14 protein-coding genes are annotated in these 13,548 nt (G+C 37.6%); all 14 read left to right on the forward strand.

What is annotated here, in order from left to right:
• Positions 1-141 precede the first annotated feature (141 nt).
• A complete protein-coding gene (locus QSJ81_RS03545) occupies positions 142-879 on the forward strand; it encodes a SagB/ThcOx family dehydrogenase (RefSeq protein ID WP_285716024.1) in 738 nt (245 codons plus the stop codon).
• A 122-nt stretch (positions 880-1,001) separates the two neighbouring features.
• A complete protein-coding gene (gene dcuS, locus QSJ81_RS03550) occupies positions 1,002-2,600 on the forward strand; it encodes a DcuS/MalK family sensor histidine kinase (RefSeq protein ID WP_502929633.1) in 1,599 nt (532 codons plus the stop codon).
• Entirely contained in the window at positions 2,593-3,270 is a 678-nt protein-coding gene (locus tag QSJ81_RS03555) for a response regulator (RefSeq protein ID WP_285716026.1), read from the forward strand. Before dcuS ends, QSJ81_RS03555 begins: the two co-directional genes overlap by 8 nt.
• A 67-nt stretch (positions 3,271-3,337) precedes the next feature.
• Complete coding sequence (locus QSJ81_RS03560) at positions 3,338-4,567, forward strand: divergent polysaccharide deacetylase family protein (RefSeq protein WP_285716027.1); 1,230 nt, start codon at positions 3,338-3,340, stop codon at positions 4,565-4,567.
• A gap of 204 nt (positions 4,568-4,771) precedes the next feature.
• A complete protein-coding gene (locus QSJ81_RS03565) occupies positions 4,772-5,248 on the forward strand; it encodes an NADH-quinone oxidoreductase subunit NuoE family protein (protein WP_285716028.1) in 477 nt (158 codons plus the stop codon).
• Between the two features lie 3 nt (positions 5,249-5,251).
• Positions 5,252-6,550 carry a complex I 51 kDa subunit family protein gene (locus QSJ81_RS03570; RefSeq protein WP_285716029.1) on the forward strand — a complete coding sequence of 433 codons (1,299 nt, stop codon included), beginning with the start codon at positions 5,252-5,254 and terminating at the stop codon, positions 6,548-6,550.
• A gap of 1 nt (position 6,551) precedes the next feature.
• Positions 6,552-8,303, forward strand: coding sequence for an NADH-dependent [FeFe] hydrogenase, group A6 (locus tag QSJ81_RS03575; RefSeq protein ID WP_285716030.1), 1,752 nt, complete (start codon positions 6,552-6,554; stop codon positions 8,301-8,303).
• A 40-nt stretch (positions 8,304-8,343) separates the two neighbouring features.
• Positions 8,344-8,667: a DUF6803 family protein gene (locus QSJ81_RS03580; protein ID WP_352230861.1), complete on the forward strand. Its 324-nt coding sequence runs from the start codon at positions 8,344-8,346 to the stop codon at positions 8,665-8,667.
• Positions 8,668-9,186: 519 nt separating this feature from the next.
• On the forward strand, positions 9,187-9,417 hold the full coding sequence (locus QSJ81_RS03585; RefSeq protein WP_285716032.1) for a FeoA family protein: 231 nt from the start codon (positions 9,187-9,189) through the stop codon (positions 9,415-9,417).
• Positions 9,418-9,435: 18 nt separating this feature from the next.
• Complete coding sequence (locus QSJ81_RS03590; protein WP_285716033.1) at positions 9,436-9,648, forward strand: FeoA family protein; 213 nt, start codon at positions 9,436-9,438, stop codon at positions 9,646-9,648.
• A 61-nt stretch (positions 9,649-9,709) separates the two neighbouring features.
• Complete coding sequence (gene feoB / locus QSJ81_RS03595) at positions 9,710-12,100, forward strand: ferrous iron transport protein B (RefSeq protein WP_285716034.1); 2,391 nt, start codon at positions 9,710-9,712, stop codon at positions 12,098-12,100.
• Positions 12,101-12,222: 122 nt separating this feature from the next.
• Entirely contained in the window at positions 12,223-12,378 is a 156-nt protein-coding gene (locus QSJ81_RS03600) for a hypothetical protein (protein WP_173406211.1), read from the forward strand.
• An 89-nt stretch (positions 12,379-12,467) separates the two neighbouring features.
• The gene (locus QSJ81_RS03605) at positions 12,468-12,758 is read left to right on the forward strand and encodes a DUF2325 domain-containing protein (protein ID WP_038669596.1); all 291 of its coding nucleotides are present in this window, start codon (positions 12,468-12,470) and stop codon (positions 12,756-12,758) included.
• Positions 12,759-12,793: 35 nt separating this feature from the next.
• The gene (locus QSJ81_RS03610) at positions 12,794-13,411 is read left to right on the forward strand and encodes a DUF3793 family protein (protein WP_285716035.1); all 618 of its coding nucleotides are present in this window, start codon (positions 12,794-12,796) and stop codon (positions 13,409-13,411) included.
• The last annotated feature ends 137 nt before the right edge of the window (positions 13,412-13,548 follow it).

Here is a 13,548-nt window from a genome sequence, read left to right on the forward strand (position 1 = left end):
AGAAAGCAAAACAACCAATCTTTTATATGATTGGCGGTTTTGTTTTTTTTGGAGAAGAAGGGATTTTTTTGTAGAGTGGTGAAAGAATAAGAATATTATAGTATTTAGTGTATCAATTTTATAGAAGTTAGAGGTGTTACGATGTCAAAATCAATTGGTCATGAATTTATGCTGAAAACTCGGTATGAGAATATGGAACCAGCAGATCAGAATAATAAAATAGCACAACCACCTTTAGAAGCAAGTTATGATATCACAAAGACTGTGATTGATTTACCGATGCCCGAGGAAATTCCCCCCTTTATGATCGATTTTATGGCAGTGGTAGAGCTTCGAACCAGTGTACGTGATTATCAAAATATGCCGCTAAGTTTATTAGAACTCTCTTACTTACTGTGGTGTACGCAAGGAGTAAAACAAGTATTAGGCAATAAAGCAACTTTAAGGACGGTGCCTTCTGCAGGCGCGCGACATGCTCTAGAAACTTATTTACTAATTCATAATGTAGAAGGGGTAAAACCGGGGTTATATCGCTTTTTAGCCCTTGAACACAAACTAATAGAAGTAAACTTGGCAAAGGATATTTCCAAGGAGATAATCAAAGGCTGTTTAGCTCAAGGTTTTATCACCAAAAGTGGGGTGACATTTCTTTGGTCGGCAGAGGTTGAGCGCATGAAATGGCGGTATGGGGAAAGAGGGTACCGATACTTACATTTAGATGCCGGACATGTTTGTCAAAATTTATATTTAGCTGCGCAAGTAGTTGGTTGTGGTGTATGTGCCATTGCAGCGTTTGATGATGAATATATTAACTCTGTAATTGGCCTAGATGGTGAAGAAGAATTTATTATCTACGTGGCGACTGTTGGAAAAAGGTAAGAGTTAGTTAGAAATGCCTGAATAGAGAATACGTCTCGTCAGGTATTTTATTTTTATTGTCTTTTATGACTTTGGTTTCTATAATGAATATATATGTAAAGTAATATCAAGGTGGTGTGTGCTTGTTACTAACCAGAAATTTAAAACTGCAGACAAAAATAATGATTTTGGTATTTGCTGTAGTGGTTGTGGCATTATTGGTTACAAATTGGTTAACTTCTCGCAGTGTTGAGATAGAAATACAAAAGGGTACTGGAAGACAGGCAATTAGTATAGCACAGCTTGTTGCTCGTTCGCCTATTATCGTAGAGGGATTGACTGGAGAAAAGCAAATAAGTGAACTGCAAAGGTATGCGATGGAGAGTGCTGACGCAACCGATGTTCAATTTGTTGTTGTTTTGGATATGCAAGGCATTCGTAAGGCGCATCCTGATCCCGCAAAAGTAGGTGAAAAATTTGTCGGTGGTGATGAGGCAGAGGCGTTAGCTGGTAAAGAGTATATTTCCGTGGCAAAGGGAACCTTAGGAGATTCTTTGCGAGCTTTTGTCCCTGTATTTACTGCTAACGGGCAGCAGGTTGGTGTAGTCGTTGTTGGAATATTGCTTGAAGAAATTAAAATATTAGAGAAAGACACCCACAAGGCACTCCTTTTGGCTATTCTAATTGGTATGTTAATTGGGATTATCGGGGCATATTTATTATCACAGAATGTAAAAAAAACATTATTTGGACTTGAGCCGGGAGCGATTGCCAAACGACTTGAAGAAAGAAATGCTATGCTTGAATCTGTGCATGAAGGGATTATCGCAGTTGACAGACAAGGAATTATTTCTTTAGTGAATGATGAAGCTCTTAAAATGTTGGGTGTGGAGGATAGTCCAGTAGGAAAAAAATTCGAAGATTTTGTGCCAAATACAAATTTGATGGCAGTGATGGAAGCTAGAGTAGCAGAATTGGATCAAGATCAGGATTTTCAGGGAACATCTGTGATTGGAAATTGCTTACCAATGATAGTAAATGGAGAAGTTGTTGGTGCTATATCAACTTTTCGTGATAAGACGGAGGTAAAAGGGTTAGCAGAGGAATTAACAGGTGTTCGCAGCTACGTGGATGCTCTTAGAGCACAAGCTCATGAGTTTATGAATCAATTGCATGTTATACTAGGATTAGTAAAGCTTAAGAGTTATCAACAATTAGCGGTTTATATTAATCAAATCACTTCTGAACATGAAGAAGAAATAAATCTTGTTGCAAAACGAATTGAAGAACCTATACTTGCAGGTTTCGTCTTAAGTAAATTAAGTTTGGCTAGAGAAAAAAAAGTTGTTATGCATTTGGCAGAGGAAAGCTATGTACCTGCTCCTTGTGATCATGGAATTGTCCATGAAATGGTGACTATAATTGGTAATTTAGTAGAAAATGCTTTTGATGCTGTACGTTGTACCGATTATAAAGAGGTAGAACTGCATATGTATTATGATGAAGGAAGTTTATATATTATTGTAAGTGATACAGGAGAAGGGATTCTACCGGAAATAAGTAATACACTCTTTACAAAAGGTGTATCTAGTAAGGATGGTAATCGAGGTTTTGGGTTACATTTGGTTGAACGTAGTGTAAAATACTTAGCGGGAGAAATTGATTTTGAATCGCGACCAGGGGAGGGGACCGTATTTACGGTAAAAATTCCTTATAAAATAAAGGGGAATCAAAATGATTAAGGTATTAGTAGTAGAAGATGATCCTATGGTAGCAGAGTTAAATCGACGTTATATTGAAAGGATCCAAGATTTTACATTCTGCGGTATCGTTAAAAATGGTGAGGAAGCCTTAGCTGTTCTAAAAGAAAAGAATATTGATTTAGTATTGTTAGATATTTTTATGCCCAATATGAACGGGCTTGAGTTATTAGCTAAGATCCGTCAGCAGAACGTTAGTGTCGATGTCATCGTAGTATCTGCTGCACGAGAAAATCAAAGTATTCAAACGGCTCTTCGAAATGGAGCAGTAGATTATTTGATTAAACCTTTTGAGTTTGAAAGATTTCAAGCTGCTTTAATCGCTTTCAAAAAAAGATTGAAAGCGATAAGAGGGGAAACTGGCTTATCTCAAAATGATTTGGATCAGCAAATTTTTGCGAAAATACCACACAAAGACATTGAATTGCCTAAGGGGTTAGACCGAAATACGATTAAGCGAGTATGGGGGCACATTTTAGATAGGCAAGAAGAGTTTACGGCAGAAGAGATGGCTCAGTATGTAGGACTTTCTCCCGTTTCAATCCGTAAATATCTTAAGTATTTTCAAAGCATGGATTTACTACATGTAGAAATAAGTTATGGATCCGTAGGCAGGCCAGTATATCGTTATCGTTGCAACCGAGAAAAATAATAGTAGGAATAATCTCAATTTAAAAAAATAAAGTGTGATAGTGATACTTTAATAAAAGGAGATGTTTATGGCAACAGGAAAGAGAAAAGGAAAAACAAAAATTTGGTTATTTGTCATTTCGGTTATATTAATTGCTATTTTCTATGCCAAGGTTAGTCAAGACTCCAACCAACAGATTCCTCCAAAGCACACTATAGAGAAGACTGGTTCAGGAGCTGTAGTTGATTTCACAGAAACAACAAAAAAAATTCATACCGCTGTTGATGCTGCCTTGCAAAAAAGTCAATTTCCTGTAAGGGATACCAAAGAAATAACAAAAGAAATACCGCGTCAAAAAGTGGAAGGTACCATTCGTTGGCATACAAGGCAAGTGCTTGTGACTGTGCCAGCTGATGTATCTGCTGAAACAATGAAGCAACGAATGAATTCCGCAATTCAAAGTGCTGGGGGTCAAGTGCTATCTACTCAGCCTGATACGTATCAAGGATTAGCAGTGGTGCGCCTTGATATTGGCTTAAGGGATAAACTAGAGCAAGAAGATCTTACAATCATTAGTGATAGGGTATATCTTACTAAAGAAAAAGGTGCTGCCCCTGAGCCAACTAATGTGCCCGAAACAAAAGGAGAGGGAAAAGTTCGTGGAAAAATGGCACTTGTCATTGATGATTTTGGCTATAATCAAGAAACTATTAGTGCCTACGCAGCCATTAACCGTCCCCTTACCTTTGCTGTAATACCTTATCGACCTTTTAGTAATGAGGCTGCGTCTAGGGGATTAAGTTCAGGGCATCAAGTTATCTTACATTTACCTATGGAACCATTAGACCAAGGTGCTCAGTCAGAAGCACTGACGGTTACCGTCGCTATGAGTGATAAAGAGATACAGACAATGGTGCAGAAAGCGATTGATACAGTGCCTGGGCTAATTGGGGTTAATAATCACCAAGGGTCAAGGGCCACTGCAGACAAGCGGGTTATGAAAGATGTACTAAGTGTTTTAAAAGCTAATAACTTGTTTTTTGTTGATAGTCGTACCAATGGTCAATCCGTCGCTGCTGAAACTGCGAGGCAAATGGGTATACAAGCTGGGGAAAATGAATTGTTTATTGATAATACAAACGAAGTCAGTGCAGTAAAAGCAAAATTACGTACCGCACAAGAGATGGCAATAAAACATGGTTCCGTAACTGTTATCGGTCATGCTCGCATGACAACAGCTACAGCGGTAAGTGAAATGATACCCGAATTAGAGGCAGCAGGTATACAATTGGTTTTTGTTTCCCAACTTTTGAGGTGAAGAAATTAGATACTTCAGAAAATTGCGATATACAAATAGTAGGGTCTTATAATATAATAAAGAGAGCATGAAATAAAAAGACTTGAACTTTTCTTAGGCAGCAGCTTAGGGCATAGGACAAGTCTTTTTTTTAGATATAAGTATATGGTTACATTATCCAATCGGTCTAGACGTAAGGTTAGGGTAAAAAAAGGAGATGAAAATATGCCGAATGAGTTAGATTCCTCACGTATTCTAGCGATTGTTGAGGAAAAGGGGAAATCAAAGGAACATTTATTATCAATCCTTTTGGCAATTCAAAATGCATCAGGTAAAAATTATGTACAGGAAGAGTGGGCTAAAATTGTTGCTGCTGAACTAAACTTATCTCTTAGCATGGTTTATGATGTTTTAACTTTTTATTCTATGTTTTCGACAAAACCTCGAGGTAGGCATGTGATTGAGATTTGTAAGAGTACTCCTTGTTATATTAGTAAATCGGATGTAATAGCAAAAATTTTTGAGAAACATTTAGGTATCAAAGTTGGAGAAACAACGCAGGATCAACAATTTACTTTGCAGTATACTGCCTGTGTTGGGGCCTGTGATATAGGGCCAGTCGCAAAGATTGGTGAGGAAATATATGGGAATTTAACCGAAGATAAGATTAACAGCATAATTATAAAGTATCAGGGGGAATAGGTTATGGAAAAAATAGTTAAGTTAATTTCTCAAAGATGTAATAAAATAACCCCTGCATCTGTGGAGGAATATTGTAAAGCTAATGGATTTAATGGCCTTAAAAAAGCTTTTACAATGAAACCTGCTGATATTGTTGCTGAAATTAAAAAAGCGAGGCTGCTTGGGCGAGGTGGTGCAGCGTATCCTGCAGGGGCCAAATGGGAGCATTTACTGGAGATACCTGAGTTTCCTAAGTATATTGTTTGTAACGCAGATGAGGGGGAACCCGGCACATTTAAAGATAAATTATTATTAAGCCAAGATCCTTTGGGAATCATTGAAGGGATGACCATTGCTGGTTATGTTTTTAATTCTAATGATGGCTATATTTATATTCGTGGTGAATACGCAGCCATTCAACGGAATTTTCAAGAAGCCATTAATCATGCCATAGCGAGGGGATATTTAGGGAATAATATTTTAGATACAGGTTTTAGTTTTCATATTCATATTGTGACAGGAGCAGGCGCCTATGTATGCGGGGAGAATTCAGCCCTTTTAAATTCTATAGAAGGAAAGGCTGGACGGCCTAGAATCAAACCGCCTCATTTGGCAGAAGTAGGACTGTTTTCGCTGCCAACCTTAGTGAATAATGTAGAAAGTTTTGCTAACATTCCAGTGATTGTTCAATTGGGTGGTGAAAAATACCTTAGCTATGGGACAAAAGATAGTGGTGGGACAAAATTAGTATGTTTGTCAGGTCACGTAGCAAAACGAGGAGTATATGAGGTTCCTTTTGGTGTAACACTTCGTGATATTATTTATGATAAAGAAATTGGCGGTGGTACAACACAGGGGCAAAAACTCAAGTTCTTTCATTTAGGTGGGCAATCAGGTCCTTGTGGGATCCCTGATCAGTTAGATACTATATATTGCTATAAAGCGCTACGTTCTGCTGGACTAAGTGTCGGTTCTGGTGCAGTTGTTGTGATGGATGAATCGGTGTGTGTTGTTGATTATCTAAAGAAAGTTACTGAATTCTTTATTCATGAATCCTGCGGGAAATGTACGCCTTGTCGTGAAGGAAATTGGCAATTGTTTAAAATTCTATGCAAGTTTCAAGAAGGTTTGGCGGTGGAAGAAGACTTTGCAGTAATGAAACGCTTAGCGGATGCAATGACCAATGCATCATTTTGTGGGTTAGGACAATCTGCTGCAGTAGCTCTTACGAGTTGCTTGAAATATTTTAAGGATGAGTTTAAAGCCCATAGTAAGAAACAATGTCCTGCTGGCCATTGTTTTATCGATGAGAGGGGTGAATAATATGCAGCATGTAGAAAGTGGAAGAAATGAAGTGACATTGATGATTGATGGGCTTTCCGTGACAGTACCAGAGGGAACTCTAATTATTGATGCCGCTAAGAAGGTTGGAGTTCAGATTCCTGTACTTTGCTATCACCCAGACCTTGCAGTACGAGCCACTTGTCGAGTTTGCTTAGTAGAAATAAAAGGGCAAAAGAAACTAAAAACTGCTTGCAGTAATGAAGTATGGGAAGGCGCTGAAATTATTACAAACAGTAAGATAGTAAGAGATACTAGAAAAACTGTATTAGAACTTATTTTAGCATCTCATCCACAAGACTGTCTGCATTGTATTCGTAGTGGTAATTGCGAGCTGCAGCAATTAGCAACAACTTTTGGCATTGGTAAACCAGTGTTTGAGCCGGTGATTAATGGCGAAAATAAACTGCCAATTGATAAAGGAAATCCTTCAATTGTGCGTGATGCAAATAAGTGTATAAAGTGTGGCCGTTGTGTTGCTGTTTGTCAAGAGATACAAGGTGTTGGGGCAATTAATATAGCCAATCGTTCTAGAAAATACGAGATTAGTACTGCTTATGACAAAAAACTAGAGGAGAGTCCTTGTGTTTTTTGTGGACAATGCATTGCAGTATGCCCTGTTGGCGCACTTTATGAAAAGAATAATACAGATGAGGTGTGGGAAGCTCTTGATGATGAAGAAAAACATGTAATCGTACAGGTTGCACCTGCCGTAAGAGTAGCCTTAGGGGAAGAGTTTGGTATGGAACGTGGCAGTATCAGCACAGGTAAAATGGTAACTGCCCTGCGTCGTTTAGGCTTTGACAAGGTTTTTGATACCAATTTTGCTGCAGATGTTACGATTATGGAGGAAGGCAACGAACTCTTAGAACGAATACAGCATCATGGTGTTTTGCCTCTCATTACCTCTTGTAGTCCTGGATGGGTAAATTTTGTCGAAACTTTTTATCCCGAATTATTGCCTCATGTTTCCACCTGTAAATCGCCACAGCAAATTTTTGGTGCATTGGCAAAAACTTATTATGCGCAAAAAACAGGTATTTCACCGGATAAGATTTTTGTGGTTTCTATTATGCCTTGTACCGCTAAAAAATATGAGAGTTCCCGACCTGAAATGAATGGCAGTGGCTATCGTGATGTGGATATAGTAGTAACAACTCGTGAACTTGCTAGGATGATAAAAGAAGCCGGCATTGAATTTAGGGCCCTAGAGGATGAGAATTTTGATGATCCTATGGGGATTTCTACAGGTGCAGGAGCCATTTTTGGCACAACAGGGGGCGTAATGGAAGCGGCTTTGCGGACCGTATACGAAATGGTCACTGGGCAAGAATTGAAGCAACTCGATTTTAAAATGGTACGGGGCCTTACAGGAATTAAGGAAGCTGAAATTGATCTTAATGGTTTAAAAGTAAAAGTAGCAGTTGCTAACGGTTTGAAAAATGCAAGATTGCTAATGGAGAAAATTAAAACGGGTGAGTGTAACTATACCTTTATTGAAATTATGGGGTGTCTCGGTGGCTGCATTGGGGGCGGGGGCCAACCAATAACGAGTCAGACGGGGGCGAAGGGGAACCGCATGGAAGGTTTATATCAAATTGATCGTGATTCGGTGATTAGGCAGTCTCATAAAAATCCTGCAGTGATTACGTTATATGAAGATTTTTTAGGAAAGCCTCTAAGCCCTAAATCTCACTCATTACTGCATACTCATTACCTAGCAAGAAAAAAATAAAAATTTTGTTTTCTTCATAAGATCTTCATATTGTTTTGGTATTGTCTTGGGTTTTTATTTCCTAGGGATCTTTTTACAAATGGGAATCTCCGTTGTTCCACATATTGAGTGGCGAGGGATTGCGGATATCATTGCCGTAGGCTCTTATCTCAGTGGAGTAATTCCTCTGTTTGGAATCGCATTATTAGAGTTAGGGGTAATTGGTCGTGGAAAATCAGAGTCAGAAAAGATGAAACTTCATTTTATTTTATTGACAGTATTTTTGATTGTAGCCCATATTGCGATGATATTTGGTATGGTGGATCCTGCAATACTAAGCTGGAATCCAAATAATCAAGTAATGCCAATGCACCATCATAATTAATAAAAAAATCAAATCGGTGCTTGCTATTTTTATATTTCCATGTTATTATTTAGTCAAGCACCATCCTTACAAGTGACTTAAGTAACTGCCAAGAGTGTTGGAATCCAGTTTCCAGTCTTAGCAACTAGTTAGTCGGTTATAGGTAGAGTGTTTTTTGTTTTAAAATTTCCTAGTAGGTAAAAGCCTAAATCCTCTTCTCCCTATGAATGGTGAATTGAAGATTGCTCAAGTGACCATGGTGAAGTAGTTAGTTAGTTAATAAGTTTCGTCCTGAAAGGTTGATGTTGAGATTTGTCTCAGGTAAACAGAATGTAAGGATGGTTGCTTTTTGAGAGAAGGTTAAATGCCTTCTCTCTTTATTTTGTCTATAAGAGTTAAAGAGCAATAGGGTTATCATGTATACAAGGAATAAGGCAAAAACTCAAGAGAAGGGCTTGACAGTTTAGGCTAAATTCAGTTATTATATAGATAATATGATAATGAGAATTGGTATCAGGCAAGTGAAAGGAGAAATGTAGAATGGCTAAAGTACTTAGTGATTTACTCCCTGGAGAAAAAGGAGTAGTCAAAAAGGTAGCTGGCAATAGCATGATAAAGCGACGCATCATCGATATGGGTGTTGTGGCGGGTACGATAATTGAAGTTCAAAAATTTGCGCCTTTAGGTGATCCTATGGAAATAAAAGTAAAAGGCTTTAATCTCTCGTTACGGAAAAATGAAGCCGAGATGATTGAACTTGAAATGGCCTAAGGAATAGGGGGTATTGCTATGCCACTAGTATTTGCGAGAATTGGACAAAAGTGCATAATAAAAGATTTTGCCTGTTCTTGTGCGATGCGTATGCGCATGGTAAATATGGGCCTTGTTCCTGGATGCTCTGTAGAAGTTATGAATAGTGTCAACGGTACTTTATTGGTGAAGGTTGGTCAGTCTAGAATAATGTTAGAAAACTGTCTAGCACATCAAATTCATGTACATTAAAAAAAATACAACATGACTGAGAATGATAATTGGTTTCATAAAAATGTCTTGATAAAGGGGAATGATGATGGTAGGCAAAAAGGTAACAGTAGCACTGGTTGGTAACCCGAATTCCGGTAAAACCACCATTTTTAATAATTTAACAGGGGGACGTCAACATGTAGGAAATTATCCTGGCGTTACTGTTGAGAAAAAAGAAGGATATCGAAATCTAGGTGAGAATGAGTTTTCCATTATTGATTTGCCTGGTACTTATAGTTTAACAGCATACTCTCAAGAAGAAGTAGTAACTCGCAATTTTATTGTAAATGATAAACCAGATGTGGTCATTGATATTTTAGATACATCAAATTTGGAACGTAATTTATATTTAACCGTGCAATTATTAGAATTAGGTCATCCCCTAATACTAGCGTTAAACATGGTGGATGTAGCGGAAGCTGCAGGGTTAAAAATTAATGATGCAAGGTTATCACAATGTTTAAATGGTATTCCCGTTGTACGTACGATTGGTGTACGTAAAGAAGGTATGGAATCTATCTTGCATAATGCAATGCAGGCAAGTGGCAGTAAGTTAGCTAGTGGTTTTAAATTAGATTATGGTGTTCATGTCGAAGAAGCATTGCAAAAATTAGAATCTTTATTGCTGCCATTACATAAGGAAATTAACTTTTCTGAGAGATGGCTAGCATTAAAATTACTTGAGAATGACTCCAATATTATTGAATCTCTTAGAAAACTGCCGAATTCCAATGAAATTATGGCATCTTGTAGGACAATTAGAGAAGAATTGGTAAAAGAATTAGGCGAGGATATTGAAGTTTTTATTGCAGGGCAGCGTTATCAGTTCGTTGGCAAAGTTTTTCAACAAGTTGCTGATACTAGAAGTTTAACGACGATGACTACATCAGATAAAATCGATAAGGTTTTGACTAATCGAATGTTCGGTTTGCCTATATTTTTTGCATTGATGTGGTTAGTGTTTAACTTAGTATTCACAATTGGAGATATTCCTTCTGGTTGGATTGAAACGGGAATGGGCAAGTTTGGTGAATATATTGGAGATATCATGGGGGATGGCCCTCTGAAGTCTTTAATAGTTGATGGTATAATTGGCGGTGTGGGTAGCGTTCTTACCTTTGTCCCTGGAATTTTACTATTATTCTTAGCGATTGCTTTACTGGAAGACACGGGTTATATGGCTAGAGCAGCCTTTATTATGGATAGGCTGATGCGTAGATTTGGTTTACATGGTAAATCCTTTATTCCTCTCATGTTAGGGTTTGGTTGCAGTGTTTCTGCTATTATGGGAACGAGAACCCTGGAAAATCCTCGGGATCGAATTATTACTATATTGATTTCGCCACTCATGAGTTGTAGTGCGAAGCTGCCCGTATATACTGTGCTAATCGCTGCATTCTTTGATGCAGATATTGCTGGTAATGTATTATTTTCGATTTATGTTATAGGAATTATACTATCCATGATCGTAGCGAGTCTTTTCCGTAAGACTGTTTTAAAAGGCGAAAGTGAGCCTTTCGTTATGGAGTTACCTCCTTATCGTATACCTACGCTAAAAAGTGTAGTCATTCATATGTGGGAACGTGGCTCTTTATATGTAAAAAAAGCAGGTACTATCATTTTAGCAGCATCTATATTAATGTGGTTTTTAACGAATTATCCTACAAATGTAGAGTACAGTACTAATTATGAAGCTTTGATAGTTCAGGCGGAAGCGAATTACACGCAACAAGTGGAGGAAGAAGTTCTAGCTCCTTTTGCAATTGAAGATGTTGAAGCAAATGAACAACTAGCTGGTTTGATTGGTCAGATTCAAGATATTGAAAAAAACTTTGAGGAACAAACTAAGGAACTAGAAGAAGACAGTTCTGAATACGTCGCTTTAGAAGCAGACAAAACAGAGAAATTGGCACAAATTGAACTTGGAAACCCAGAAATTTACCCTAGTGCAGCAAAGTATGTTGAACTTACGAGCGGATTAGAAGAAACCAAAGAGAAGATAACGAATCAAAAAGCTGGTGAAAAGCTGGAGAAGAGTTATGCTGGACAATTTGGTAAGTTCGTTGAACCTGCGATACGACCTCTTGGTTTTGATTGGCGTGTTGGTGTGAGCTTAGTAGCTGGTGTTTCGGCGAAAGAAGTAATAATTAGTACGATGGGAACTATTTATAGCTTAGGTGCTACTGATGAAACTTCTGCTACATTGAAACATGCTTTAGCAGAAGATAAGAATTTGAATCCTTTAGTAGCCTATAGTTTAATGATTTTTGTTCTGATTTACTCCCCTTGTTTGGCAGCCCTTGCTGTTATGAAACGAGAAACTGGTTCATGGAAATGGCCTGCAATTAGCATGATATATTCAACAACTCTTGCATATATTGTTACTTTTATTGTGTACCAAGGTGGTAAATTATTAGGATTTGGTGGTTAGTTCTATTACAGTATAAGGATTTGGGGTTTGCGCTATAGTAGCGCAAACCCGCCTTGTTAAGATATAAGATGAAATAACTTTATTTCAATTCAATATATGTCTTGAAAAAGGAGGAGAGAAACATGCAGACAATAATATTATATGGAATTGGTATACTCGCAGTTGGTTATATAGCCTTGACGGTTTGGAAAAACATAAAAGGACAAGGCTCATGTTGCAGTGGCTCAGGGAAAAGTAGTGGCTGTGGTGGTTGTGGATCAACAACGAATTGTAAGTAATAGGATTAAATGAAGATAGCTCAGTGGCTACCTTTATTTTTTAACAAATCAATGAGAATGATAATCAATAACAATAAGGAGGGTTATTTATGTCTATCGTAGTAATTGGTGCGGATTATTTAGGTAGTATTGAAAAGAATTTATATTCGTTAGGGGTAACGGAATTGACGCATATAGATGGTCGGAGAGTGTCAAATCAAAATAAAATCAGTATTCCCAAAAAGACACAATTTGTATTGGTTCTAACAGATTATGTAAATCATAATACGGCTAAAATGGTGAAGGCAATTGCAAAGGCCCAAGATGTACCTTTAGTGTTTTCCAAACGATCCTGGGGTGCCGTGGAAGAAAAAATAGCAGCTGCAGGAGTTATGGAATAAGATATAAAAAAGTATTAAAGGTGGAATTGATTATCATGAGTTGGAAACAATTTTTACAAATACAAGATACTAAAAACAATACGGATTTTTTCTCAAAATGGTTAGTGGTAGAATTAGCACCGACTATTTACGGTGAAAAACCAAGTACTTTACTCAATTTAATGGATTCACCCCAATTTTTAATGAAAACATTATGGCTTACATATGGACAGGGATTGTTAGCTAACAGTAATATGGAGTGGATAGTACTAAAAGAGGACGCAGCAAGTATGAAAGTACTTTTCTATCGAGTAGATTTATTAAATGCCTATGTAAATGATGATAATAACCGCCGTTTCTTAGCAGGGTTTGGTTATCATGCAGCTATGAACTTAGAGGAGTTGCTGGAACATTTTAAAGAACGCTTTCAAGGAGTTTGTCCTCATGAAATGGGTATTTTATTAGGAATTCCTCTTAAAGATGTCATGGGATTTATGGGACTCGGAGGAGAATGCCATACTTGCCATGGTATGTGGAAGGTTTATGGTGATCCAGCATCTTCACTTTCTATGATGCAACGGATGGAGGAAGCAAAAAGTAGGGTGGCAGATTGGATGATGAAAGGATATGCAGTGAAAGAGGTTTTATATGGATCCTGTACTATGACTGCTTAAGAAGTATAATGAATGTTTTACTACTATTTCAAGCGCTGTTTAGCCGTAGTATTTTACACTGAGATACGATTACAATCATTATTATTTGTGACTTTTGGGATATGCTATATCCTCATCTAAAATAATTGGTGAAAAAG

The sequence above is a fragment of the Pelosinus sp. IPA-1 genome, assembly GCF_030269905.1.
In the GTDB taxonomy this organism is placed as follows: Bacteria; Bacillota; Negativicutes; order DSM-13327; family DSM-13327; genus Pelosinus.

Excerpts from the sequence above, each read along its gene's own strand:
- QSJ81_RS03610 (WP_285716035.1), top strand. The coding sequence starts at position 12,794 with ATGAGTTGGAAACAATTTTTACAAATACAAGATACTAAAAACAATACG.
- QSJ81_RS03570 (WP_285716029.1), top strand. The coding sequence starts at position 5,252 with ATGGAAAAAATAGTTAAGTTAATTTCTCAAAGATGTAATAAAATAACC.
- QSJ81_RS03565 (WP_285716028.1), top strand. The coding sequence starts at position 4,772 with ATGCCGAATGAGTTAGATTCCTCACGTATTCTAGCGATTGTTGAGGAA.
- QSJ81_RS03555 (WP_285716026.1), top strand. The coding sequence starts at position 2,593 with ATGATTAAGGTATTAGTAGTAGAAGATGATCCTATGGTAGCAGAGTTA.
- QSJ81_RS03545 (WP_285716024.1), top strand. The coding sequence starts at position 142 with ATGTCAAAATCAATTGGTCATGAATTTATGCTGAAAACTCGGTATGAG.
- feoB (WP_285716034.1), top strand. The coding sequence starts at position 9,710 with ATGATGATGGTAGGCAAAAAGGTAACAGTAGCACTGGTTGGTAACCCG.
- QSJ81_RS03605 (WP_038669596.1), top strand. The coding sequence starts at position 12,468 with ATGTCTATCGTAGTAATTGGTGCGGATTATTTAGGTAGTATTGAAAAG.
- QSJ81_RS03600 (WP_173406211.1), top strand. The coding sequence starts at position 12,223 with ATGCAGACAATAATATTATATGGAATTGGTATACTCGCAGTTGGTTAT.
- QSJ81_RS03585 (WP_285716032.1), top strand. The coding sequence starts at position 9,187 with ATGGCTAAAGTACTTAGTGATTTACTCCCTGGAGAAAAAGGAGTAGTC.
- QSJ81_RS03575 (WP_285716030.1), top strand. The coding sequence starts at position 6,552 with ATGCAGCATGTAGAAAGTGGAAGAAATGAAGTGACATTGATGATTGAT.
- QSJ81_RS03560 (WP_285716027.1), top strand. The coding sequence starts at position 3,338 with ATGGCAACAGGAAAGAGAAAAGGAAAAACAAAAATTTGGTTATTTGTC.
- QSJ81_RS03590 (WP_285716033.1), top strand. The coding sequence starts at position 9,436 with ATGCCACTAGTATTTGCGAGAATTGGACAAAAGTGCATAATAAAAGAT.